The sequence below is a fragment of the Vibrio sp. V30_P3S12P165 genome, from assembly GCF_009904905.1.
Taxonomy (GTDB): Bacteria; Pseudomonadota; Gammaproteobacteria; order Enterobacterales; family Vibrionaceae; genus Vibrio; species Vibrio fujianensis.
The window spans coordinates 1-25,043 of the sequence record NZ_WXWH01000006.1; the positions used below are offsets into that span (position 1 = coordinate 1).

Consider the following 25,043-nt stretch of genomic DNA (forward strand, 5'->3'; position numbering starts at 1 on the left):
TCTGTCTAACTTTTTATTCAATTAGACCATTGAGAATCATGAGATTCGCGTTCTTACTTTCCCTGCAACATAGACGGACAGAAAACCTAAACCTGCCAAAAAAATCGATTTTAATCAAAACCAACTTGATTACCAGTTTAATCTATTGAAATTAAATAAAGTTGTTTATGAAATTTATTAATAGTAACTATTCAGGGGGCAATTGGAGATAAAATTAGAAATCGGGAATTAGTACCACTCATAACTCTTAAGCGATGATTATAAATAATATAAGTGCTATCAATGGAGAAAATATGGCGACCTTATAGTAACCAAGCCATTTACCTGTCGACTTAAAATGTTTGTTTAAGCGACTCTTCATTGCTGTAATTTCAGTATTTAACTCATCTGGGTACTCAGCTTCTTTTCCATCAATAGAGCTAAATACAAGATCTTTAGCTTTCTCCAATGATTCATACTTATTCTTTTGACTTTTAAGCAATCCGTACATAAGCAGAATCGTAACAATAACTCCGATTACTAGCAGGACAAAAACTAGTGCGTCTAACTGACCCTTTTGCATAATTGCGGCTAATGCCATAACAGAGGCTGGGACGGAAAAAAGCTTAAAAACAATGTCACTAGTCAGATTAGTTAATTTTTCAGATAGCTCAATTTCAGCTTCAGCAACTTCTTTTTTAGCCTTATGAAACGAAAAACCACTTAAGTAAGTAGACAGATTATTCTGATATAAAGCAACGAATGCTCCCCAAGAATCAATCAATTTGTTAAAGGCTTCATCTGGGGCATAACCTCCACCTAAAAATTCATGCAATGAAGCATAAAAAACACTCAGTTTATCACTGTAGTGCATATTCAATTCGGATTCGGCTGAAGTCAACTCATTCAAAAGAGAGAAATTAATGTCTTTCGATAGTAAATTTTCAGAAATACTTACACTTAAAACTATAGGTGTTCGATGTTCACCTGAGAGATAAACTAAAGTCCGAGAATCACCCATTTTTTCATCATGATAATGAGCTAAGTTTTCAAGTTTAGCTACACTTCTAATTAGTAATTTCAGCCGGCTAAAAATATCATCGTCATCAGATTCTATTGAGTTAGCTGAATAATATAAATCTTCATCGAATAAATAAAATTCAGGCAATTCAACAACTTCAGAATAAGAAAATGTAAAGTTATCAAGAAAAGCATTTAAGTTTTGGTAAAATTGAGATTCATTAGTTCTAGGCGTTCGAAAAGTTAACTCAATTTCTTGGTCTATATAATCATTAAAATTGACTGAATTTCCATCAATATCACTACCATTTATCTCACGCAGGTATTCACATTGCTCAAGAATTTCAGCTATACCCTCAGTAACATGAACAGAGCAACTAAACACAGGCCGATTAAAGCTATGCTGAGATGCTGCTCTGCGTAACTGAACTAAAGGATAAAAAGACACTGGTTGCTACCCATTAATTTGCTGATTTAGTTTATCAATCAGATCTTGTGGAAGATCCTTGATTATAACTTTAGCTCCATCGAAGTAAACCCTTGCACTGGGATTACCACCTATATCTTCCTTATCAAATTCTAGGTGTAAATCGTCACCTTTGTAGACTAAATGAGTCATTGTTTTGAGTTTTGTCTTATTAACAGGGAACTCAGGTGGAACACCACTTTCTTCGCGGTTTAAATATGTAACAAACTCATCAGCATATCTATCAGCCTGCTCTTCATCATCGGTAGGAAAAAAACGTCGGGCGATTCCTTCGATATCAGGTAAAGTTGCTGGTTCATTAGATTCAGCTTTTTGTTCCAGATAAACAGTCAACGCTCTTTTTAAGTTTGGAGCATGCGCTTTCAAATCTTCTTTAGACTCGAAAAAACCAACACTTTCATCAACAGCCGCTTGAGTTGCTTTTGCTGAAGGTGCACCAGCTTTACATCCCATCGCCTGAATGAAATATCCAGCTGCTGACTGACTTGTTTGTGGACTAACAAAACTTAAATACGTAGAGTCCTGACGTTCAATATCATCAGCGTTTTGATAGGCGCTGTATTTAGAAAAATTAATTTTAATTGCTTGATGAAGCTTACTTAAATCAATGTATTCAAGATCTTCCACACCGAGTGTATCGGAGAATGCGAATCCTGACTTTTGCTTGATCATCGCAGCTAAATAGAATCTAACTCCATCACTCTCATAATCCGAAAATAAGATATGTCCACCAGTAGCGAATGCAACCCCAGTAGCTTCTCGAAATAACTCCTGCATGACTGACTTTGATAGAACCATGAAGTCTTCATCACTAACATCTTCTAGTTCTGAGTATTCATAAAATGAATCGGGTACACTTCCAGAGGCCTCATCGTCCCGAAAAACACCATATCTGGCACTGTTATTCTTTCTTCCATAAATATTAACAACGCCAGCAATTACATTCTGTACACTCTCATTATCTACAGGTAGAAGGGATTGTCGGTAATGCAATGGTTGAGGTTCTTCATTTTTTTCTTTTATCAATTCATGCACAACAGCTCGATGAATAGTGATTGCCATGTAAAGTCCTTGAAGATAATTATAAATATGCAATCGCCTTACTATATAAAAGCCACACGAGAGAGTAAATGAGACCCGCTTACATTTTTTGCACTTTACACATAAAAACAAAGATTAAGAATTGCCTACTTTTTCATAACTTTCCCTGAAGTATTATCCATACGGTACTGTGAGATCGTTCCATCCAAGATATGTTTTATTACTTCAACAACTGTCGCCAGCGGTACATTAAACCACTCTCTGGGCTTGTAGCTCTGCCCATCATGTCCTTTGAGGGTGATATTCAGTCGCTGGTATCCCAAGAAACCATGCACTAAAGTCTCTAGCTTATGAGCATCTATGTTGTAACATTCTGTCGTCATTACCACGCGAACAGGTGCTTCCAAAAACGTACGATCTTTCTCTGCATGTTTAATACGGTCTTCAACACTACCTTCGGTGAACCCAACTTTGTAAAGGTTCGCCTTATAGGGTGCAAGAACACTATCTGGACTCTTAGTAGCAAGCACATATACCAACCCGGTAGGAACTGGGTTACCGTCAGGCTCAAGCAATGCTCCCTCACGAATAATTTTACATCCATGATCGTCACGGACTAATCCGTGTGTCAAAGACTGAAACAGCATATGTAGCTCTGTGCCATTTTCGAAGACTAAATGCAGCCTTGCATTGTAGCTACTGTAACCTTCCAATCTTTCTCCAGCATAATGAACATACCCCATCAAGCCATTAAGAATAAAAAAATCACCAACCTGTATTTTTAGTTCATGGCGAAAACGCTCAAGTGACGCAGCGCCTGCTTTAAGTTCTTTTTGGACTGTTTCAAAAATAGGAGCATATCGAGGAAAATCCGCACATGGCTGACGTTTGGCAATTTCTTCCGGCTGCGATTTTTTTTCTGCAGGAACATGGCGAATAGTGAAAATGTCAGGGGCATCAAACTCTAGCAGATCATCATCATCGTCAAAGATATCATCCAAAGACGTAACTAATTCAGACTTATCTATTTCAGACGAGGGTGTTGATTCTTGAATTTCGTAGGTTGAAGAGCCGACAGATTCCATTGACGGTATGTACGAACACTCAGCTAACAGGCCATAAGAATCAAACTTTTTAAGCGATTCTCTCTGTTCACCGTTTGATTTAAAGGCTTTTAAACGTCTAGCCAACCGCTTTTCATCGAATGAATCCGCATCACTAGCTGGTATACGTCCATTCTTTTCAAAGAACGCTGTAATTTCCTCAAACTGACTTTCAATCAGATTACCAGCAGGTGCTTTTGCCTTTAACGGAGCTACATCAAGCAGCCCCAAGTCATCGTCTTCAGAAAAAATATCATCTAAGTCTCGCTTTGGCGTTTTCTTAGAAGAGCGTAAACAAATCACACCTTATCCCTCTTGTTTTGCCATTCTCTGTTGCTTCATCTTGCGAATATAAGCAAGCACCTCCGCATATCGGACTTCAATAGGATCAGATGCAGTTAATGACGGTTCTCGTTGATGTTCTTTACTGAAAGCTTTAATTCTAGGCCATAGCATCACAGCTTCTTCTTCAGAGACTTTGGCTTGACTAGCTCTTACTGTCTCTTGAATCGTCTTCAACATTGCGGCATTTACAGACTTAGATAATATTTCATAAGCACCATGAAACGGGTTTACAGCATCAATCAAGTCAATATCTAAATTTTCAATGTTGACGAACTTATCACCCATCTTAATAAATTGCCGACTCGCACCAGAATCATTATTCCCAGGCTGATTATTTTTACCATTTCCTGATGTTGAACCATCATCGATATCAGCATCATCTGGCAAATCTTTTTCATCGATAACACCGCCATGTTGACCAATATACAGGCTCTGAAGAACCCCTGAGCGAACCTGCTCAATCTCATGCTCTTCCAAGTCTGGGTATAAAGTTTGAATTACAGAAGGTAGCTCTATTTCATTGATAACTTCTGGCGGTGTTGTTTCGGTAATGACACCTTTTACAACAGGTTCTTTTGCCATTAATGCCGACAATATTTCACCTTTATCACCATTTAAAATATCTAGAACTTTCTGGGATACTGGTGTAGCTGTGTCATCGATGATAAGAGTGTTGGCAGGTAATTCCCCACCTTGCCATTGAGAGCGAGGTTTAAACTGTATACTTGGAGCCAAAATCTGCTCCATAAGTAACGATGTAGTAATCGCTTTAAGCATATTGTTAACCGATACCTTAACATCGTCGTCTTGCGCATCCGGTTGAGCGATGAGGTTCGTAAACTGAGCGTGTGTTTTACCTTTACAATCGCGAGTTGCTCGGCCAATTATCTGAACAATTTCGGTCATTGAACTACGATAGCCGATGGTTAGAACATGTTCACAGAACGGCCAATCAAACCCTTCTTTTGCCATCCCCAAAGCGATAATGATATCCATCTGTTCAGCAGACTCGATATCTCTTAAATATGCTTGGACTTTTGGTCGCAGATGAACGTTATCGTCAACTAAATTGGCAACCAACAGAGTTCGCCCAGTTTGCTTGCATTTTACTTGGTATATACCGGTGTTGGGATCTTGCAGAATAACTTCGCCAAGAACTTCAAGAATTTGATCGACCTCCATGTGCTTATCTTTGGTCGATTCGCCAGAATTTACGTTAGGAATATGAATGATGGTTTTTTTAGAAGGGTCAAGAATTGATGGCAAAGCCTCTACATAAGGGCCTTGATAAAAGTGATAGCCAATACCCAATGTTTTTAAATGGTTATAACCATTCAACTGTTCATAATAGGTGTATGTCACCTTCGTGAACTTTGCTTCATCTTCTGGCACTAAAATAGGCACCGTATCTCCGCGGAAGTACGAACCAGTCATCGCTAGAATGTGAGCAGAAGAGCCATTCATCAATACATCGATAAGATTCCCTAATCGACTATTCTCATCTGCAGACACATGATGAAATTCATCTATAGCGACAAGACAATTATCGAAATCTTTCGGAGACAACTTGTCGAATACACTGCGCAATGTTGAGTGCGTACAAACCAATGTTTGCTCTTCGCTCTCCATGAAACGCTTAAATGCGTTCGTTTTACCTGATTCACTACCACTGATACATAGATTGTATTCTGGCTTAATCGTCCAATCAGAGAAGAATCCATATTCAGTCAAATTGGTATCTTTAAATGAACCACCAATAGACATTTCAGGAACAGCGACAATTACTTTTCGCAGCCCCTGATGAATCAGTTTATCTAGCCCTAAAAACATTAAAGCACGAGACTTCCCTGAAGCCGGTGGCGCTTTAATCAACAGATACTGACTATCACGTTGGGCAAATGCCCGCGCCTGCATTTCACGCATCCCCATTTCGTTATGGTTCGTGCTTTTCCCGGTCTGTTTGTAGTTTACTTCCAAAATATTGTTATTCATTCCTTCAAACCTTTTGCCAACTAAATTAAATTTATTTTTCTTGTTTAACGACCAGTTCTTCATAACGAGCCAATAGGTAGCTTAAGCGGTCAGCAGTATCTTTAAACGGCTTGTCTCGGTAGAGCTTATCAACTGCAGCATCCAATTCTTGATGCGCTATTAGCAACTCTGGAGGCATTGAGTCTGGGTTATATAGCTCAGCAAGAGTTTTCCCTGGGAAGTCCTCTCGAACAAATAAAACATTTTCAGCAAGAGTGATAGCTTTTGCTTTTTGCTTCTCATTAACTTCAGGCCAAGGGAAGGTGTTATAAACTACTGAAGCGGAGTAACGATAATCACTTTTCATTCTTCCTGCGACCAGGCGCATCCATTCGTTGTGAAGCAATGAAGATAGAATTGCAAACTCGTATAAAGTGCCATCTGGTATTATATAGTTTAAGTTTGTAGAGATAATATCCCCTGTAAACATACCAAGAGGAACATATTTCCTTCTAGCAGATGAAACGCTCGGCATCAGAATGAAGCGTTCTGGATTGTTGAGATCTCTAAATTGGTGAGGCCTATCAGCGAGCTTTTGTGTACCTTTATCCGGGCTCATTCTTCTTTTTTCTGCCACCAAAGCTACTCTTTCGGAAACCAATGGCATTGACTTAAGATCAGTCTCACAAGCATCTTTAAGCCATAAACACCAACGTTCTTTAGAGTTTAAAAATTCATCTGCACCCAGAACTTTTTTCAACCACCTTTCAGATTGAGGCTCTTTCTCTATTAATAAAGTTTTCTCTGAACGACTTAACAATAAATGCCCCCCATCATTAGGCATATTGCCAAATAACAGCGATGGCACATTGGGACTTAACGTTTTCTTTGATGCCACAATACAAGTATTGCTGCCTTCTAAAAGATAGGGACTTATGTTGTTGACAGATTTTGAGTGCCAATTGCCTTCAATATATTCAAAAAGTAAACGCTTGTTAGGGCTAGCTGATAAACCGATGATGACCACATGCACAGCGGCTTTATCTTTTGCATTATTCTCCCAAGTAAAAGTTGGATAAGCTAAATGAATATGTAAACCTCGATTTATAATATGCGGCCACAATGTTCCAACTTGTTCCCCTTGCGCAATTGAATTGGTAGAAACTAATGCGAGCTCAGCTTTGGAATTCTGAATGTAGTTACTCCCCAACCAAAACCAACAGGCAACATAATCTAAGGGACCAAGTGATTTAAATCCTTTAAACACACTTTTCATTTCTGAACGTTGACTATCATTTTTACCTTGATGTCCCTTGAAAGGAGGGTTACCAATCAAGTAAATCTCATCGTCCCCGGAGTTAGGACAGACACTATTCCAATCGATCGTTAGACTATTACCACCTACTATTTTACCTGTTGCCTTTAGTGGCAGAGGTGGCTTAGCTGATCCTATATCTTTTTCCCATTGCTTGTTAATTTGATGTTCAGCTAACCAGAGAGAAAGCCTCGCAACTTCGCAGGCAAAATCATCAATCTCGATACCATAAAACTGATCAAGATGAATATTGCTCATAAAAAAGCTTTGGTCGATTTTCATCAACGCTTTAATAACATCAATTTCTAGCAGTCTTAGCTCTTTATAAGCAATGATCAAGAAGTTTCCAGAACCACATGCGGGGTCAAAAACCTTGATTTGGCTTAGTCGAACAAGTAAACGTTTAAGACCATTTATACTGGAACATTGTTTCTCCAGTTCAGCTCGCAGTGAATCAAGAAACAGCGGCTGAATGACCTTCATGATATTACTGTAGGATGTGTAGTGTTGGCCTAAGCGTGCTCGCTGATCAACATCAATCACTGCCTGAAACATGCTGCCGAATATATCAGGATTGATAGCACTCCAGTCTTCATCTCCGCATTCAATTAAGGTTTTTCTACCTTTTTTTCCTAGTTCGGGTATTGGAAAATCAATTTCAAACAAACCACCATTTACGTAAGGAAAATCAGTAAGGTGCTTAGGAAAGTGCTGACGGAGATCGCTACCATCAGGACTATTCATCACCGAAAATATCTGATGAATAAATTGAACTAAATCGCTACCATCTTGTTCTGTATAGCTTTTAATTGCAGAAGTAAATTGACCTTTTTGCTTGAAAATACCGGTATCTTCAGCAAATAAGCAAAACAATAACCGTGTAAGAAACACGTTTAGCGCATGAATATCTTCTGGTTTACTTAAGTGATTGTTCACACGGATTAAGTCGAACAGCTTACCCATTTTGACTGCAGCCTTTACATCTGCAGGCTTTTCGCTGTTCAAAATAGCCTTTTCTAAGCCAACCAGTGGCAGGAAGAAACTGTAGTTGCGATGCAGCACTTCAAAGTCAATATCCAGTCGCTCGCTAGTTGCTGTATCCCACGCAAGAAAACGTTCAAAATCGGTAGTCAGAATAAAGCGAATTTTGTTCTTAGCTATCGATGGATCGGCAATTCGTTCATCCAATGCAGCATCAATATCCTGACCTTCTTCTACTGGAAGATAATAAAGTTTATTCTTCAGCCCAACATGGCCTGGAATCTTAGCTACATTGCGAGCGCCTTCCTGACGAACCTGAGTAATCGTTGCCTTGGGGAAGTTAAAGGCTGTTAGGAATCCATATATAAATTCATTGGTATCTACTGATTCAACAAGAGATTCAAGTTGTTCAAAAATCTTTGCCTGATTGACGGCCATGGTCTTTCCTTCATGAAAGCTGCTAATCTGCAATTCAGTAGCAATCTTGTCTAACGGCAATCAATTCTTATCAAAGGAATTGATTTCCTTTTAAAAATGCTACCAATTATACATCAAGTCAGTTATGCAATCCCATGAGTCGTATCAGATAAACCGCTCATTGATACGTTCGCTCCCCTTATGACTAGCCGATGACTTAAGTCGCTGAAGATATTGTTCAAAAACCTTTACACGAGAGGTTAATCAACCTTTCTTATGTGTGTGGTGTTATATTGGTGACAATTATGGAGACGACTGTTCGTTACTACCAAAGAATAGGCAGCCAAAACCCTGCCATAATATCGTGTAGCAACTGGCACAACAATCATTGTTTAGAAGGTTATAAATGGAAGACTTAGCTAAGGAAGAATTGTTTTCTCAGATAGAAGAACACTTAAAGTGCAGTGAACAAAGTTGGCTGTTGGGTGCAGGAATTAGCTTCGATGCTAAATTACCTTTGATGTATCCCTTAACCAACAAAGTTAAAAAAGACTTGGAAAACAAGCATGAAGAGTTGTTCAACGATATTGTTGTTCCTTTGTTCAATGAATTACCGCTGGAATGCCATATAGAACACGTACTCAGTCACCTAGGCGATTATGCTGCTTTAGCGGAAAGAAACAAGGAAAAGAAGACAACGATTAATGGCAAAGAAATAGAGTTATCTCGTCTTGAAGACATCCATTACGCCATTTTGGAATCTATTTCTAACGTTATTAGATGTGGTTATGTCGAAGATAAAGACGGTAACACAGTTGAAGAAGGTACATTATCTGAACCAATTGTTGATATCGAGGCTCACCTAAATTTCATTAATATGCTTTTCAACCATGCATCCGCTGGAGTTTATGAAAGAAGAAAAACGGTCAATATTTTTACTACCAATTACGACACTTTATTGGAAGACGCTTTAGCTCTGAATAAAGTTCCGTACTGGGACGGATTTGCAGGAGGCGCTGTAGCACATAGAACTCAACGATACGGCGAGCCTATTCCTTTGAACGGTCAACGCGCCAACGTAATTAAAATGCATGGTTCTATAGACTGGTTTCTATGTGAAAAAGGTTATGTATGGCGAGTTAGAGATAATGACTGCTACCCAGAAGTAAACCGTAGAGTTTTAATCTATCCCCAAGCGACAAAATATGTTGCAACTCAGCAAGACCCTTTTTCGGCACAATTTGATCTGTTTAGGAAGACTCTAAATTCCAATAGCAGTAATGTTCTCGCTGTATGCGGCTATAGCTTTGGTGATGAACACATTAATAACGAAATCGAATTTGCCTTTTCTAAAGAAGAAAATAAAACAGTACTCATCGCATTCTTGGAATGTAGAGATCAAACCCTCCCTAATTGCATTGAGAAATGGCGCAATTCAAGTTTTGGTCGAAGAGTTATCATCGCATCCTTACATGGTTTGTATGTGGGCAATGAAGGACCATTTACAAGAAAGGATGGTGATGACTATTGGTGGACTTTCAAAGGTGTCACATCAATATTAGAAAATGGATGCGAGGTATAACATGTTCACACCAGTTGACGAGTTGAGAATAGGACAAGTTGTTGAAGTATCAGGCACCAATATTAAAGTTGAGATATCTGATAAAATTTCCGAGTTGAATCGAACTTTTGATGGACGAGTTTATTCGATAGGACAAATAGGAAGCATGGTTAAGATTCACTATGGCCGAAAAGTGATTTTTGGCTTAGTAACCATGCTTAGAATGCGTTCAGAGGAATTAATTGAAGCTGGTAAACCAGTTAATGCAGATGCCGATCAGAGAGTAATGGAAGTTCAATTATTAGCTGAAGGTAGCTGGAATGCTGTTAAGGAAAAACTAAGCTTTCGCCGTGGTATTAAAACCTATCCTCTACCGCAACAAGGCGTATTTCTTCTAACAAGTGAAGAAATAGCCTGTGTGTATCGCTCAGCTGAAGGAACAAGAGATGAAGAGGTCGATCCATTAGTTCCTTTCGCAACATACAGTGCATCGGAGTCAACTGCTTGCAGAGCTAATATTAATAAGATGTTTGGTATGCATTGTGCCGTTCTGGGATCAACAGGCTCTGGTAAATCAGGTACGGTAGCAGCCATTATTCACAGTGTTCTTTCCCATAAGCACAACCAAGTAGAGCTATCACCACAAATAGTAATCATCGACCCACATGGAGAATATGGTACAGCATTTAAAGAAAGAGCTATTCAATATCGTGCATACAATATTGCGGCTGGGCAAGATGAACAAGAGGAAATAAAACTCCCTTACTGGTTAATGTCTAGTGATGAATTTACTAATTTGGTAATTGGAAAAACAGAACATAGTGCTACTAGCCAAAATAACGTGGTTCAAAAGGCTCTCGCACATGCCCGGATGGTGGCATGTGGTATTGTGAAGCCTTGCCCTAATGAGTTTGGTACTGATGCGCTGGTTCATCTAATTAATATGGATGACCCGGATTTATGTGACGATAAAGATACGTCTGATATCTTAGAGTTTGACCGTGACAAACCGAGACCTTTTTCTTTGGACGAATTTGAAAACCATGTCCGATACATACAAGGAGGCAGAATAAACAAAGGTAAGCATGAGAGTTTAACTAATTCAGATTTAGCCAAATCTCCAGTTCCCTCTGTACTTGAGAAATTGAAAGTTCTTCGTAGAGATACTCGTTTGGCATTTATGATGAAAAACTGGGCAAACAATGGTGATATAAAATTGCATCAAGTTCTAAATCAATTTGTTGGGGCACCTCAACAAGCAGGTAAAGATATCAGAATTATTGATATTTCTGGCCTGCCTAACGAAGTCGCAGGACCTCTAGCAGCATTAATAGCTAGATTACTTTTTCAATACAAAGTGTTCCAAACTCAAGATGAAAAAGAAAAAGATCCCATTCTATTGGTATGCGAGGAAGCCCACCGATACGTTCCAGATCATGGGGAGGCTCAATACGCAGCTGCGCAGGGAGCGATACGACGGATTGCGCGAGAAGGTCGAAAATATGGCATAGGATTGATGTTGGTAAGTCAACGACCTGCCGATGTTGACAGCACTGTAATATCTCAATGTGGTACATGGGTAGTATTAAGGCTTACAAACTCTGCTGACCAGCAGCATGTCGCTCGCTTCTTACCTGATGGTCTATCCGGGATGGTTGGAGCCTTACCTATCTTGTCTCAGCAGGAAGCCATTTTTGTTGGGGAAGGGGCCGCTTTACCCTGTAGAGTTAAAGTTAAAGATTTGAAAGAAGATCAGTTACCTAAATCTAGTACCATTCCGTTTGCTTCTGGTTGGTCAAAAGGTCGATTAGATCTAGAAGAACTTGAAGATATATCTCGAAGAATGTGTTCTTAAGTTAAGTAGGATGCAATCTGTTAATTTATAAGCCATGATTCAATAAAACTAACAGATTGCTCCAAAATCAGGTTTGCGCTGCAGAACGCCCCCCCATAAAATAAGACCTAGAAAATGAAAGTTTACCTTGATGATGAACGACCAACTCCGGAAGGATGGCATAGGGTTTACTGGCCTGAAGAGGCCATTGCCATTTTGAAGCAAGGACATGTTACTGAAATAAGCCTCGATCATGATCTTGGCAACGATGAACACGGCACTGGCTATGATGTTGTTTTATGGATTGAAGAGGCGGTTGCAACTCAAGGTTTTCAACCACCGGTTATACGAGTTCACAGCGCTAATTCATCTGCAAGGCAGAAAATGGAGTTTGGGATTGCCAATATCAAACGTTTGAATATGTTGGGTTAACACCACATGACATGTATTACAGCGCTACCTGATATAGGTATAGAGGTTTCAAGAACAGAATCGCAATCTTGATCTGCAACGACGAAAATTGAAAGCATATCTATGAATCACACAGTTAAGATTCAAAATAATCGGTACGGAGATACGTTCAGCTCACTGTTTTTAAGGTAATAATCGTCCCAGCCACGAGTATCAAATGGAACTTGTTTACCTTGTATATCTATATGCAAATAACCTAGCTTTGCACCAACAACAGCTTTCGAACGAGCAATTGGCATCACAATCGCGTCTATCATCTTTTGAGCATCAGATTTTGAAGCGGGTTTATATACCAAAGCTACTTTATTACCTATCTTCATACACTTACGGCTAAAGGTTATATGTTTATCACCAACTTTACCATAAGCCTGACTTCTAAGTTTGCCTAATTCACATGTTGGTTTCTCTAAATTGACAACCCCAAATCGAACACCATAGTCAGTGTATTGATTTTCTCGGTTCGCATATAAAATAGCGATCAAATCGTCATTAGCACTGAATGCCGGATAAAATGAATGTGACTCTTTCATCCAAAAACTATCCAGTTGTGTCGGCCGGTTGAACTCTAAGTTGTATCCATACTTCGCACTTGCTACGAATCCATCACCGTTGAATTTTAACTGGCGACCAGTTGGCTTTTGATTCAATGAACCACGTTCAGGATCAACGAATCTTGCATTTCGCGTTTGAAGTGAACCATCGCGGTTGAAATACTCTCTGAGCCGGTACAACCCGTTTTCCAGTGTATGAGAACTTATCGAACCATCATCAAAGTGAGTAAACTTTTCTTCTTTATCATTCACGTAAAATGTCGGCTTTGGCGACGTGTTGTCATTGGCTTGAACACAAGGTTCCCCCAAACACATTGCTACTTTTTTCTCGCTCGTTGTTGAGCATCCACTGAGAGCCAATATAGACAGCCCAATTACAAACAACCCCTGCTTTTTCATAAATTACATTCACCTTTTTATTTTAAACCTAATAAACAACCTATCTTTGTATCTATCTGTTTTTTCTTAGATTTTACCTTGCGATAAAATAAGACTCTGCCGTTAATCACCCTCTTAATCACTAAGATTAAAGACTCTGTACAACGAGTAGCGATCTCTTTGTTTTGCAGTAATTTTAGGGTTGAAGTAAAACACCGTATCGTCGCTTAATCGCTTGATATACGGGTTAATCGATATGCGCTGCTGATTATACCAGCCTGTAAAATAGGAAAGATTTTCCTTTCTCCAGAGGTCTTTGTGCCCATTCATTTTTACAGCTGGTACATAAAGGAATTGCTCAACCCCAGCAACGTTAGCAAATTTTATCTGCTCTATTGGAAAACCAATCGGCAAGTAAGTCTTAGCAGCCATATAATCGCCACCTTGCGGCACTAGCGGGATATAACCATTATTGTCGCGGATAAGCATAGGAATTCTGGCTGTGAGTGAGTAGCAAGGCGAATAGACAGCAGTACAACTCTCATCTGAAGTACTGGTCACTTTAATTCTGTCCAAGAAATAAAAACCTTCTGAGCCCACTTTTTGATATTCTTCCTTCGCTTCACTTCCCATTGCCATTTTTATGGTATCTACAGCAATTCGGTTAACGTATTGTGCCTGAGTATCCAAGTCTTTATTGTTATCCACTTGAATAATTGTGTAGAGATATTGTTCGCCTAAAAGGGAATCATAGCCAGATCGCGAACCTTGTTGAGCTAGTAATCCCATCACCGCATCAAATGAGGTGATACTTCCTAATCCAGCGGCGACAACTGTAGCCACAGAAGAAGTATTAGCCAGTTCTTTGTGTGAATTTGTATCGTAATAAAACTTGTCTAAGTTGTTGGCATTACGTCCAGGTTCTATCCATCTTAGTGGATAGTAGAACCGTGTAGCTTCGGAAAATTCTTCCACATTGAGCGCATAGTCATCCGCATATTTACCCTGAGATTCAATGGACTCATTGGGAGTGCTTGCGCATCCAGATATCGCTAAAGTGAGAGCTGAAATCATGACGTTTTTTTTCATAGCACTATTTTTTGATGAGTTACCTAACATTAAATTTCCTATATTTATCAATAAGTAAACTTTTTGGCGAATGGCGTTTTGAGAAGCTTGATACCGAATGAATGAAGTCAGACCAACCCCACAACTTTCATTTTTAAATGAACTGAATTGCAACTATCATGACTATAAAAATTGCAGACAGTTTTATCGCAAAGACTATAGGTACCCTCTTATAGGTTTGATAAATTACCTCATAAAGTTCGTCCTGCTCTCTCTGCATGCTCTTTTCTTGAGACAATAAGACGCCATCACGTACCTTTTGAGCAATTCCTGGTTTCCACTGTTCGTACAGCTTTAGTCTTTCTGGAGAAGGAAATTCATCAACGTAATTTCTGCCCCTGATAGAAGCGAGAATCTGCTCTACGGTTCCGCTCTTTCTTAAAAACACCCTCATTTGTCCCGTAAAATGTTATCAGTCAAATTTGGCATATTGGTCGCTTTTAACCTTAGAATCTGGGCGAGTAATTCACTCGTTACTCCTTTTCCAAATTCTGAACGTAAGTGACGTTCCGGATAGGGTTGTAATAGTTCTTCAGATCCAATTTCGCCGCAGGCGTACCATTGCGCATTCAATCCATGTGCGTGGGCTATCATCCGACGCACAGGGTCGTTGTCGTCCATTTGCATCCTGAAGGGTAATTCTGTATCAGGCGCTAATTCATCAGCGGAAAACACACCATGTTCAATAAGGTATGAACGATCATAAAAAATCCCTAACGGGTAAAGTAGTAGCCCCGATTCTGACGCTGCATTTTTTAGCTTTGCGATAGCTTGAAAATCCGGTTCCACCATTTCTAACAGTGTCTTTGTGCGAGTATGGAACCATTCTTTATACTTAGTGTGCACACTTGCATTACGTTGAAAATACTCATTCGAATAAAGCAAACTAAGCGTATCAAAATATAAAACCTTCACTGAAACCACCTAGTTCGTATTAGGCATAGTTAAAATGGTGCTTCATGAAAAAGTCCAGATGACATCCTCTTTCTAACGCTCTTTCCTCAATTTGCTTCCATAAGAGTGGTAAATAGGCTTTCAGATCTTCCGCTTCCGATTGATGATATTCATCCTCACAGTCCCCTGCAGCAGCTTTTAGCCACTCTGAAGGTGTTAAAATAGTGAGCCCAAGATGAAAATATTCTGGAATGGCTGCCCGTATTGATTCTTCGCTACCGCTAGCAACATACATTGTGAGGCCTTCACCTGTTGCGTAATAATGGCTAACACCGATGTAGAACATATCAATACCTCGCTAACATATTGTCTAATATTAAAAATATTTATTACTGAAATGCAGCAATTACACGCTCTCTGAAATTTCCTAAGTTCAATTGACCAGAAGAAGCTGAGTATGCAGTTATGATTGACGGTTTTTCCAAACGTTCTTTATCCCAACTAAGCTGTGTCTTCCCAATATCAGTTTTTTTCTTTTGTTGATCAGAGAAATAGGCTCGATCTAACGAAACAGAAGCTTGAGGTCTATCTTGCCAATTATCTGGTTTGATAAATAAGCATGAGTCCGGAATATCTTGCTCGATCTGCTCAGCAAAACTCACTAGGCTTTCTTCAGCAAAAGTGTACAACCAAGCTTGCTGATTCGAGGATTCATGCGTTCGCAAAATTCGTCCTAAAACTTGCCTGAAATAAAGTTCTGTCTTCACAAAACTTAAATGGCAACAGACTTGTAGACGTGGGATATCGGTTCCCTCACTAATCATTCCGACGCTGATAATCCACTGAGTCGTTCCGTTTCGATACCCATTGATTTTTTCTAGTGGATTTTCATGATAGTAAGTGACTATCTCTGTACTTTGCTCATATGTCTCAGTCAAAACTTTCTGAATTTCGATTGCATGTCCTACTGATGAAGCAACAACCAAACCACCGGCATTAGGGTTATCCATACGTATATCTGCTAGCTTTTTGCAACCAAGGCCAAGTACATAAGTCATTGCATCAATATTTTGCAAAATGCTTTGATACGGAGTTGCTGATTGCTTTAAAAGGTCAGGAATTGACGAAAATGACTTTGATTGTCCACTTTCTGAAATAGATAAGCGATCATTATCAATTAGTACAATTTTAGGTGAGCGACAGACCTTATCGATAATCGCTTGCTTTAAACCGTATTGATAATCACAGTGGATACGACCTTCTGCGTCAGAATACTGTGCTAACGTAATTGGCAATAAATCTGAGCGCCAAGGAGTGCCAGATAGGGATAATGTAAACGCAGCAATCCCTTGAATTTGTCTCAAAATTTGCTCACCCCATACATTGGCATTTTCAATTTCATCACCTGAACAATGGTGAATCTCATCAAATACAACCAATACGCGGTGCTTTTTAATTGTTTCCCAAAAGCTATCTCTAAGGTATTTCATACTCTGATATGTAAACGATGCACCTATTGAACCAAGTCCACCGGAAAAAGAGCATCCCAATCGCCATGAAAAGGTATTTTTGATACCATCAGCAATCGTTAATGATGGCGAAAAACAGAGGACCAGGTCAATTTTGTCTAAGTCATACAGCCTTTTGGCAATTTCGGCAGCGGCCACCGTTTTTCCAGCCCCTGGAGTCGCCTGAACCTGAAAATGTGAATGTCCAGCTAGATACTTTTCTAAAGCCGATCCAACACACTCCTCTTGCCATAGTCTTAACATTTTACTTCCCCACAATTACTAAGCTTTAGGGCGTGATTAAGAACATTTATTTTGGCTAGATATCTAACAGAGCGTTCTCTAGTTTCTTCGGATAGTTTTAACAATGATGATTTCTGTAAAGGTAACCTTTCAGACAATAGTTGAAATTCTTCGATCTCAGCTAAAGCTATCGCAAGTTCAGCTTCATACTTTCGTCGTTCCAAAGTCAGCTCATCAAGGGTAAGTGCTTCGTCCGAATTTTTTACGACTGTTTTTAGCTTTTGTTGCTTACGCTTTTTCGGTTTGAATACAGTTTCTTTAAACTGCTCTGATTTGTGGTATGTCCTTGTCCGCCCTTGGCCATTAGTCCAAAGTAGCCCTTTCTTTTCTAAAGGCAATAACTGACGATAAAGAAATTTACGCGCTTCCGTTATATCCTCAAATTCTCCCGTAATCGTTAGTAGTTCGTCCCTTAAGGCAGGAACCGTTAATCCATCAAGTCCTTTCTCGATGAATAAGGTAAAAATATATTCATTAATCGCTGTTTTCTTCGTCATAAGAGCTCAACTACGAACCAAAATGCGGATTATAGTCCGTGGCTATAAAATCCGCAATGAAGGATATTCTTTCATTTTGAGTACCATTAAAAATGAAAGACTTAGCGAAACGGTTTGGGGATAACTTACGTAAAGAGCGTAAGCTTAAAGGTATATCTCAGGATAAATTGGCTATTTCAGCAGACATCGACCGAAGCTATGTCGGTCGAATCGAAAGAGGAGAGGTCAATATCACACTGGAAAAAGCATACCAGTTGGCAAGTATTCTTGGTTGTGATGTGCGTGATTTGCTGCCATAAGGTAAACCCTAACTATAAGATTTATAAACACCTAAGGAAGTAAAATATTATTGGAGAAATCGAGAGATAATGGTTTGCAAAACTAATCTAGTTTTTCACGCTTTTTAAAGTCTAAAATGTTACTGTTCATTCCCATATCTTGAACATCAATCATCAACTCAACATGTTTTTTTTCATCAGGAATCTGCCCCCACATGGCAACATTCATTTGATGCATTCTTACTGCTTGCTCTTTTATACGCTCTTTATAGCTCTCTAACTTTGAGTTTTTCGACGTTAATTCTGCCTTGAGCATTTTTATTTCAGCCTTAGCTTTATCTAGATCATTTTTAGCTTTAATGTATAAAGGATGCCTACGGATGGCTTCATCAGACACATCTTTTACAGGACCATATTTACGAGCAGCTTCAGCGCTCAGAATATCTTCCTTTAGTTTTGGATAACGTTCAGGTTTAACTACACCATTCGATAATCCAGCTTCCTTCTCGACACTTGAAACAGTAATTTTCAACTTATTGGCTTTAAGCTTCTGTTTTAACTCCCTTTGGGTTGGCCTTTTGGCAACAAGGCGTGCTAATGCGTCTCTTAACAGCCTCTCGGTCGGGCTTAATTCAGTTTCATCTGTCATATCTTACGCCACCGTTTTTGTTGGTATAACCAAACTCAACACATCTTCTTCAAATTCGTACTTATCATGCTCGAACGCTAAATCATCCATTATTTCTTCAGCAGCTTTTACTTGCATATAGTATTTGGTTGCAGCGCTTGAATTTAACTCATTGTTTTCTTTTAAAAAATCAATATTTCTCATCGCATCCATACGGGACACTTCAGCGTAAACAGCATTTTCAATAAAGTCATATTCACAGTCAACACACTCAGTTAAATCAATATTGATACGCATTGAGCATTGAGTGTTAGTACAATACATACCAGGAGCCACAGCATGTAAATGAGCCTTACCGTTGGTCAACAGATCTATCCAGTATTCCTTTGACAGCTTACGTTTATTTACTCCATCTTCAAAATAGCTTTCACCTTCACGACTTATTGCTTGACCTTTACCCCCTGCAATACGTTCACGGTTTGCCATTTTTTGATATATACGAGCGAAGATCTCAGCCTGTTGCGTGATCCGCTCTTTTTGAATTTCGCTGTAAATTTTTTCAAATGAAAAGGCGTTGCGAGCATACCAGCGTGTCATCGCCATCGACCAATGCGACAACTGTTGCTTCAAAGCAGGGAAAGAACACAACTCATAGCCAATTAGGTAATATGCAAGTGAACGTCGCAACTGATGACACGTAAAGTGAAATTTGTCACCCAGTTTAAAAGATGTCTGGGTTGGATCTGATGTTTGTAAATAGCCCATATCATCTAATGTCAGAATAGAATCAACGTTGTTTTTATTAAAATTATTTACGACACCTTTACCCAACGCAGACTTTCCTACAGACTTGAAATAGGTAACCTTTTGCAAGTTTGCGAACATTCGATGACTGTCATTCTCTGTAAACCTGTTTCGATAAGGTGTATGAATGGCATTTAACACATGAAAGGCTTTCCAACCAGTTTCAGTGGTAACAAAAACATCATTTTTGGTTTGACTGTTGAGTGTAATTTTTGATTGGCGTGTTGTTAGAAAGTAAATTTGTTCCTTGCCTGTATCTGACTCATCGCCATCTTTATCAAACTTCTTTTCCTGCGCTCCATATACAGGACTAATTCGATACAACTCATCTATCCTCATCCCTGATAACGCCAGACATAACCACGAGGCCTTTGCACTAAGGCTAACTAAATACCGTCTAAATTCACCCCAGTCATAGAAAGTGTCACCGATGTACACATTAAAACGGTGAAATTGTGAATCTTTTAAGAGAATACGAGTTTTAAGAGAGGTGAATATTTCCATCCATCGCGGATTTTTGCCTTTATCGACTAAAGCAACTCCCTCGCTTTCTAATGCTTGAGTGAATCGCGACCAGTTTTTCTCATAACCCTTTATAGGTTTATATATCTCTCCATTTCTTATATCTAAAAGCCTCCTTTTTTCTTCATATTTATAAAAAGAAAGCATCTGCTCAACCGCTTGTTCGATTTCATCTCTTAACCCATAGGCTTTTGCAATCCCTTCGCTGTACTCCGTTAATGCCGCAAAATATATCCGCGGAGGGATAACCAATGTTCCTTCAGTGTCATCAGGTCTTGCGTTAAACATTTTATGCGTTAGGCGATTAAAATTAACCGTAAATGGCAGTAAACCTTTTAAAGCGGGAAGATAGTTTAACCCAGTAAACACTTTGGAGTTAGACATGTCAAAAAATCCATCTTCGACCAAAATTTCTAGATGCTCTTGGTTTAACTCTTCAAAAGAAGTAATACCACGCTTAAACAGTTTAACAATATAATTTCGCAAAAGACCTATCTTGCTTGAGAGAGAACCTAACTCAATATGTTGACCTGAAAACCACATATTCGCTACTGCGATACACTTCACTTGATTAACTAAATGACGTTCGTTTTGACGAAGTACAATGACATTCTCGCCTTGTTCTAACTCTATATTAAAATAAATATTTGACTTATTTTTTCCTTTATAAGCAGACTGTGCAAACATCCAAGCATCTTCCCCAAACAAGATTGTCTTTCTCTCATCTTGATAGACAACCATTTTGTCCAACTCTTCCCAATTACCTCGCAGTAGCGCTGGGAAAAGCACTTGCTGCAAATAATCTTTTTGACCACCAATGGAGCGCATGGCATCTAAAGTTAATTCTAAATCTTGCGAATTTTCAAAAGACAACATAAGTATGATCCTTATAGGTATTGGGTAACAGAAGATAATGAGTTAAAAAGTAAATAACGCCCTTTTTCTTCTAGCAAATATTCAGCTTGTTCAATTGTTTCTAATGGTACGTCATCAAGATGGGCTTGAAAGCGTTCTATCTTCGATTGGATGATGGACGCTCGTTCTGGATATTGATCAATACCTTCACTTAGCGCATCGAGAAAACTCAGCAATTTATAAATAGCGTAGGGATCATCAACAAGCTTGGCGCTTTTGCAAAAGGGGCAAAGATCGTATTGATAACAGGTGATATCCTGCCCTTCTTCAATAATCCCCTTTTCTTCTGCAAATTTACGCGCCGCATAATGCCAATCTTTTTCTGAACTCAGATCAATTTGACCGTCACAATCAACACCGTTAGGGTTAGTGGGTCGGTTGCGTTTTTTCCAAATTTCGTATTCTAAGACAGGAATTTTTAGCTCTTTCTCAACTGTTTCTATAGCTTCATTGCGTGTCTTTCCCGCAGCGATGTGACTTAGCACCATCATTCCTTGCGATGTTTGCTTACTATTTGAAACAGGATGCCCATTTCGGTATCGCCTATCAGCCGTTTCAATGCTGTGCTGCAAAATCTTTTGAGCAGTCAACCCACGCTCTTCTGGTTTGTATTCCAAGTCAGAGTGAGTAACTCGAATTCGACTTGAATTTATATTTAAAAAGTAGTCTCCATGATCTATACCGCACAAATTCAACAAATATGAGCTTATAGGCACCTTTCCTTCGGACCACTGGTAAGTATGATTTTGCTTCCCCAAAGGCAGTAGAAAAGGAGGTTTGGTTCCACCACTACGCCGATTACTCAGACCAACTCGCGTTATACCAGGTATCGGGTTTCTCGTTGCTGCATAGCGCTCAACTAATTGAAGGAAACGGCGGTATTTAGAATCAACTGTAAAATCGCCTTTTGAGCCATCAAGATATTTAAAAGAAATCGTGATATTTCCATCTGTATCTTTATCTGAATAGCTGAGTGGCATCAGTACGTTTCGAAGTGAAACATCCGTCATACATGAGATGGCAGCGTAAGCTATGGGAATTGCTCTTTGTGTTACAACTTTTTTACCTAGTTCGATGACCTGCCTGTCCATTACCCATGAGTTATCTTCTCTCTGAACCCAGTTAAAAGTGGTCATCTTTTGATTTTCAACAATATCGGTATAGGTTTTAACTAAGTGAGCGACTAGCTCACCTCTGTCACTAGAAAGTAAATTTAAATTCCTTGATAACGCCGATAGAGCCTGCCCCATCTCCACCTTAGCTTTTTCTCCTTGGCTATTGAGAAGATATATTAAGGTATCAAACGGGTCATCACTGTACGTTTTTGAGAGTAATTCAAAGGTCTGGAGAAATGTGATGCCGTCGGCTTTCCCGACACTGTCTCGTTTATTAATATTAGCAACAATAAACCCAGCACTTTTTTCACTAGCTTCGGGATGCAAGTTTTCTTCTGAACCTGAAAACAACGCCTTTACGTCTTTTGCTGCACGACCTTTATATGCGCGAACTTGAGCTGTTTTCGATGTGCGATTTTCTGCCTTCGATACTACTACTTTAATAGGATGACGAACCTCTTTGATCGGAGTGTCATTAAATGCGGTGTAGTAGGCAAATAAGGTGTAAGCTGCGGCCATACATTGATTAAAAGGACTCCCAGCTCCATCTTTTACATCACCGCCCCCCAACTCAATTGTAATGTCACGACCATTTACCCTATCTACGACAATACCTTCTAAGCATCGAGGGGGAAGTACTTCAGGGTTCTCCTCTTTTAGAGCAATAAGTTGAGTTGCCAAAGAAAAAAAGAAAAGTTGAGTGCGTCGAACTAATCCATACCACTCACTTGATATATAAGGTTGTGTTGATGGTTCATCCTTCATAGTAGAAAAAGGTTTAAGCGTGGCTTGCCACTCAGATATATCAACACCAAGCACCGAAAGAAGATTATCGAGGAACATCTTTCTCCTACAAGCAGTGGATTCCAATATGCCAGCTTCTTCACCATCATAGTATTGAAAGCTATATTTTTTCTGCTCACACCCCTCATGAACTAAACGCCACAATTCACCAGCGTTCCCAACATAAGAAAGGTATCCAGCCTGACAAAAAGGGGAGTTCTTTTTAAAGTCACAAAAAACAAGGTACTGCTTTAAAATGGATAACCTAGCAAATATAGAACCTTCACTACTGTTATTTTTTTTCTCTTGATCAACCCAGAACCTTAGCTTTTGCATTATTTTCAAGCGAGATGGTTTTACTAATGGCCTTTGGGGATCGCACTGCTCATGACACCAATCAAGAAGACTGAATTGATAACCATACGCATTCTCTTTTCGATACAGTTTAAAACTCAAATCTAATGAAGTAACGTTATCTTTCGCTTTTGGTTGAGTAATGAGTTTATTTTTATTTCTAGATGCTGCTAATCGACTTTTTGCCATATGCTCACCTCAACACTTCTTGTGCAAATTGATTTTTTCGCTGAGAGAACTCAAACCATGTTTTATCATCATTTAGATAGTTAATGTATTTTTGAGTAGTACCTGTATTCTCATGCCCCATCAAGTATGCTAGTTCGGAGATGAGTGCCTCAAAGGGCTTACCTGTTTCAATATGTCTCTTGTACAGCCAATCGGTCGCAAAAGTAGCTCTTAAATCATGCGTAACAAAATAAATATCAAGCCCGCTAAGAATCATATCATTGCGTACAGCTTCCACATGCTTTTGAATTGTGTTTGGTGCGTAAATACTGCCATTAGATTGAACGAATAAGTGATTATGACGCAATAACCCACTGTCAATAGCTTCCTTCCTTGCCTTACTTAGCTTGTACTCATACAAAAGATCCATAACGTAGTCTGGAATTTCGATCGTTCTCTCTTTTCTGTATTTGGTAAGACAACCATTGATGCGCTCACCAATTGGCACTTTCATAACTTTAGATTTTGGCCTCTCTACGACAGAAGCAGGAAAAGTTATCAGTTCCTCAAGTCTTACCCCAACCTCAGTTGCCGTGTACAACATTAAGTCCTTAGTATCAGATGAATTTTGCACATCGATATATCGGTAAAAGGCTTGTTTTTCATCTTCACGCAAGGGACGTAGCTCTCGGATATCAGCATCTTGAGGCTTTTGTCTGTTCTTAAATGGCTTGGTGAGACCCGTCGTATACACGGTAATATCGCCGCGATAACTATTGAGATGTGAGAGCATGTCATGTTGCGCTCTCTTATTTTTGTTCTGTATACGAACTTTCTTGGCTGAAAACTCAAATGGGCGAAAAGTTTTGCTAAGTGGGACTATCCGTTGGCGATGAAGATAGGTGTAGTAAGCAACTACTTTTAGTACATAGCTAGAAGCCGTATTTGGAGAACCACCGATTTTTCCATTTTCATCTTCGGTATAAAGATTCTCTAATAAGTAATCACGATATCTAACGACCGGGCTTTCTTCTACTTTCTCTGTGCAGTCAAATATTGTTAATGGTAGCTTCTCTTCAATCAAGACACCTGTTCTTTTGTCAGTATGTTCTGGGATTTCCATACTCATCCAACGATAGAAGCTTAATAAGGCATTTGCATGAGATTCAATTGTATCAACGGATGATATATCTGGATTTGACAATAGAGAGTGCAGGTATAAATTGACTGGCACTACATTAATGCCATCTGGGTCAACTAAAATCGGAAGTTTATAAATAAATGGTTTTGAATTGTCATTTACTTCGTGGACTATTTCTCCACTATCAGGGGCCGCCCTACTGGTAAAAGAAGGATATTTATCCGTATTGATCCACATAAGACAGTAATCAACACCATAGTCCTCTGGAAATGCCTTACTCTGCTCAATCAAATTAGCACCAAATAATCAAACAATTATAGCACTACACTAAGCTAATAAATCCATTATGTCTAATTTTTTATACTAACAGCTTATTAACTTGCGTCGTCTAATAAAGATCCCAACCGTAGTTCTGGATTTCCACCAGATTCCCTTTTCAGACATTTAGCAACCTAGACGGCCAAGTGTCACCAGCTCCATGGATAGTATTTAGCAAAACTCCAATTGTCTAGTATAGAAAGTGAACTATGGGTAATTTAAGCCTGATTTCC

19 protein-coding genes are annotated in these 25,043 nt (G+C 39.2%); 4 read left to right on the forward strand and 15 right to left on the reverse strand.

What is annotated here, in order from left to right; genetic code table 11:
- Positions 1-247: 247 nt before the first annotated feature.
- The 5 genes from CAG57_RS01355 to CAG57_RS01375 form a co-directional block, all read right to left on the reverse strand.
- Positions 248-1,447 (reverse strand): hypothetical protein, encoded by a 1,200-nt coding sequence (locus CAG57_RS01355; RefSeq protein WP_161439471.1) that lies wholly within the window; start codon positions 1,445-1,447, stop codon positions 248-250.
- Between the two features lie 6 nt (positions 1,448-1,453).
- Positions 1,454-2,548, reverse strand: a complete 1,095-nt coding sequence (locus CAG57_RS01360) for a nucleoid-associated protein (protein WP_038160567.1) — start codon at positions 2,546-2,548, stop codon at positions 1,454-1,456.
- A gap of 125 nt (positions 2,549-2,673) precedes the next feature.
- Positions 2,674-3,933: a GIY-YIG nuclease family protein gene (locus tag CAG57_RS01365; RefSeq protein WP_161439472.1), complete on the reverse strand. Its 1,260-nt coding sequence runs from the start codon at positions 3,931-3,933 to the stop codon at positions 2,674-2,676.
- A 3-nt stretch (positions 3,934-3,936) separates the two neighbouring features.
- Positions 3,937-5,967 carry a DEAD/DEAH box helicase gene (locus tag CAG57_RS01370; protein ID WP_161439473.1) on the reverse strand — a complete coding sequence of 677 codons (2,031 nt, stop codon included), beginning with the start codon at positions 5,965-5,967 and terminating at the stop codon, positions 3,937-3,939.
- A 31-nt stretch (positions 5,968-5,998) separates the two neighbouring features.
- Complete coding sequence (locus tag CAG57_RS01375) at positions 5,999-8,680, reverse strand: class I SAM-dependent DNA methyltransferase (RefSeq protein WP_161439474.1); 2,682 nt, start codon at positions 8,678-8,680, stop codon at positions 5,999-6,001.
- 385 nt (positions 8,681-9,065) lie between these two features.
- On the opposite strand from CAG57_RS01375, the gene CAG57_RS01380 reads away from it, so the two are divergent.
- From CAG57_RS01380 to CAG57_RS01390, 3 genes are all read left to right on the forward strand, one after another.
- Positions 9,066-10,241, forward strand: a complete 1,176-nt coding sequence (locus CAG57_RS01380; protein ID WP_161439475.1) for an SIR2 family protein — start codon at positions 9,066-9,068, stop codon at positions 10,239-10,241.
- A 1-nt stretch (position 10,242) separates the two neighbouring features.
- Complete coding sequence (locus tag CAG57_RS01385) at positions 10,243-12,075, forward strand: ATP-binding protein (protein WP_038160581.1); 1,833 nt, start codon at positions 10,243-10,245, stop codon at positions 12,073-12,075.
- Positions 12,076-12,189: 114 nt separating this feature from the next.
- Complete coding sequence (locus tag CAG57_RS01390) at positions 12,190-12,486, forward strand: cyclic-phosphate processing receiver domain-containing protein (protein WP_094147019.1); 297 nt, start codon at positions 12,190-12,192, stop codon at positions 12,484-12,486.
- 122 nt (positions 12,487-12,608) lie between these two features.
- On the opposite strand, the gene CAG57_RS01395 is transcribed toward CAG57_RS01390, so the two are convergent.
- From CAG57_RS01395 to CAG57_RS01420, 6 genes are all read right to left on the reverse strand, one after another.
- Complete coding sequence (locus CAG57_RS01395; protein ID WP_038160585.1) at positions 12,609-13,475, reverse strand: hypothetical protein; 867 nt, start codon at positions 13,473-13,475, stop codon at positions 12,609-12,611.
- A gap of 114 nt (positions 13,476-13,589) precedes the next feature.
- Entirely contained in the window at positions 13,590-14,573 is a 984-nt protein-coding gene (locus tag CAG57_RS01400; RefSeq protein WP_094147018.1) for a hypothetical protein, read from the reverse strand.
- 399 nt (positions 14,574-14,972) lie between these two features.
- Positions 14,973-15,497 (reverse strand): hypothetical protein, encoded by a 525-nt coding sequence (locus CAG57_RS01405; protein ID WP_011149153.1) that lies wholly within the window; start codon positions 15,495-15,497, stop codon positions 14,973-14,975.
- Between the two features lie 19 nt (positions 15,498-15,516).
- Complete coding sequence (locus CAG57_RS01410) at positions 15,517-15,822, reverse strand: hypothetical protein (protein ID WP_011149152.1); 306 nt, start codon at positions 15,820-15,822, stop codon at positions 15,517-15,519.
- Between the two features lie 43 nt (positions 15,823-15,865).
- A complete protein-coding gene (locus CAG57_RS01415) occupies positions 15,866-17,248 on the reverse strand; it encodes a DEAD/DEAH box helicase (protein WP_038160595.1) in 1,383 nt (460 codons plus the stop codon).
- Positions 17,242-17,784, reverse strand: a complete 543-nt coding sequence (locus CAG57_RS01420; protein ID WP_011149150.1) for a hypothetical protein — start codon at positions 17,782-17,784, stop codon at positions 17,242-17,244. The genes CAG57_RS01415 and CAG57_RS01420 overlap by 7 nt, the downstream gene beginning before the upstream one ends.
- 92 nt (positions 17,785-17,876) lie before the next feature.
- Here CAG57_RS01420 and CAG57_RS01425 point away from each other — a divergent pair, with 92 nt between their 5' ends.
- A complete protein-coding gene (locus CAG57_RS01425) occupies positions 17,877-18,083 on the forward strand; it encodes a helix-turn-helix domain-containing protein (protein WP_161439476.1) in 207 nt (68 codons plus the stop codon).
- An 82-nt stretch (positions 18,084-18,165) separates the two neighbouring features.
- Here CAG57_RS01425 and CAG57_RS01430 read toward each other — a convergent pair whose 3' ends face one another.
- The 4 genes from CAG57_RS01430 to CAG57_RS01445 are packed head-to-tail and all read right to left on the reverse strand — an operon-like array spanning position 18,166 to position 24,783.
- Positions 18,166-18,711, reverse strand: coding sequence for a hypothetical protein (locus CAG57_RS01430; protein ID WP_161439477.1), 546 nt, complete (start codon positions 18,709-18,711; stop codon positions 18,166-18,168).
- A 3-nt stretch (positions 18,712-18,714) separates the two neighbouring features.
- A complete protein-coding gene (locus CAG57_RS01435; RefSeq protein WP_161439478.1) occupies positions 18,715-20,892 on the reverse strand; it encodes an integrase in 2,178 nt (725 codons plus the stop codon).
- An 11-nt stretch (positions 20,893-20,903) separates the two neighbouring features.
- A complete protein-coding gene (locus tag CAG57_RS01440; protein ID WP_161439479.1) occupies positions 20,904-23,372 on the reverse strand; it encodes a hypothetical protein in 2,469 nt (822 codons plus the stop codon).
- Positions 23,373-23,376: 4 nt separating this feature from the next.
- The gene (locus CAG57_RS01445; protein ID WP_161439480.1) at positions 23,377-24,783 is read right to left on the reverse strand and encodes a tyrosine-type recombinase/integrase; all 1,407 of its coding nucleotides are present in this window, start codon (positions 24,781-24,783) and stop codon (positions 23,377-23,379) included.
- Positions 24,784-25,043: the final 260 nt, after the last annotated feature.

Bases quoted from the DNA above. Each gene is read 5' to 3' on its own strand.
- CAG57_RS01360 (WP_038160567.1), bottom strand. From the start codon at position 2,548: ATGGCAATCACTATTCATCGAGCTGTTGTGCATGAATTGATAAAAGAA.
- CAG57_RS01370 (WP_161439473.1), bottom strand. From the start codon at position 5,967: ATGAATAACAATATTTTGGAAGTAAACTACAAACAGACCGGGAAAAGC.
- CAG57_RS01375 (WP_161439474.1), bottom strand. From the start codon at position 8,680: ATGGCCGTCAATCAGGCAAAGATTTTTGAACAACTTGAATCTCTTGTT.
- CAG57_RS01380 (WP_161439475.1), top strand. From the start codon at position 9,066: ATGGAAGACTTAGCTAAGGAAGAATTGTTTTCTCAGATAGAAGAACAC.
- CAG57_RS01385 (WP_038160581.1), top strand. From the start codon at position 10,243: ATGTTCACACCAGTTGACGAGTTGAGAATAGGACAAGTTGTTGAAGTA.
- CAG57_RS01390 (WP_094147019.1), top strand. From the start codon at position 12,190: ATGAAAGTTTACCTTGATGATGAACGACCAACTCCGGAAGGATGGCAT.
- CAG57_RS01395 (WP_038160585.1), bottom strand. From the start codon at position 13,475: ATGAAAAAGCAGGGGTTGTTTGTAATTGGGCTGTCTATATTGGCTCTC.
- CAG57_RS01400 (WP_094147018.1), bottom strand. From the start codon at position 14,573: ATGTTAGGTAACTCATCAAAAAATAGTGCTATGAAAAAAAACGTCATG.
- CAG57_RS01410 (WP_011149152.1), bottom strand. From the start codon at position 15,822: ATGTTCTACATCGGTGTTAGCCATTATTACGCAACAGGTGAAGGCCTC.
- CAG57_RS01415 (WP_038160595.1), bottom strand. From the start codon at position 17,248: ATGTTAAGACTATGGCAAGAGGAGTGTGTTGGATCGGCTTTAGAAAAG.
- CAG57_RS01420 (WP_011149150.1), bottom strand. From the start codon at position 17,784: ATGACGAAGAAAACAGCGATTAATGAATATATTTTTACCTTATTCATC.
- CAG57_RS01425 (WP_161439476.1), top strand. From the start codon at position 17,877: ATGAAAGACTTAGCGAAACGGTTTGGGGATAACTTACGTAAAGAGCGT.
- CAG57_RS01430 (WP_161439477.1), bottom strand. From the start codon at position 18,711: ATGACAGATGAAACTGAATTAAGCCCGACCGAGAGGCTGTTAAGAGAC.
- CAG57_RS01435 (WP_161439478.1), bottom strand. From the start codon at position 20,892: ATGTTGTCTTTTGAAAATTCGCAAGATTTAGAATTAACTTTAGATGCC.
- CAG57_RS01440 (WP_161439479.1), bottom strand. From the start codon at position 23,372: ATGGCAAAAAGTCGATTAGCAGCATCTAGAAATAAAAATAAACTCATT.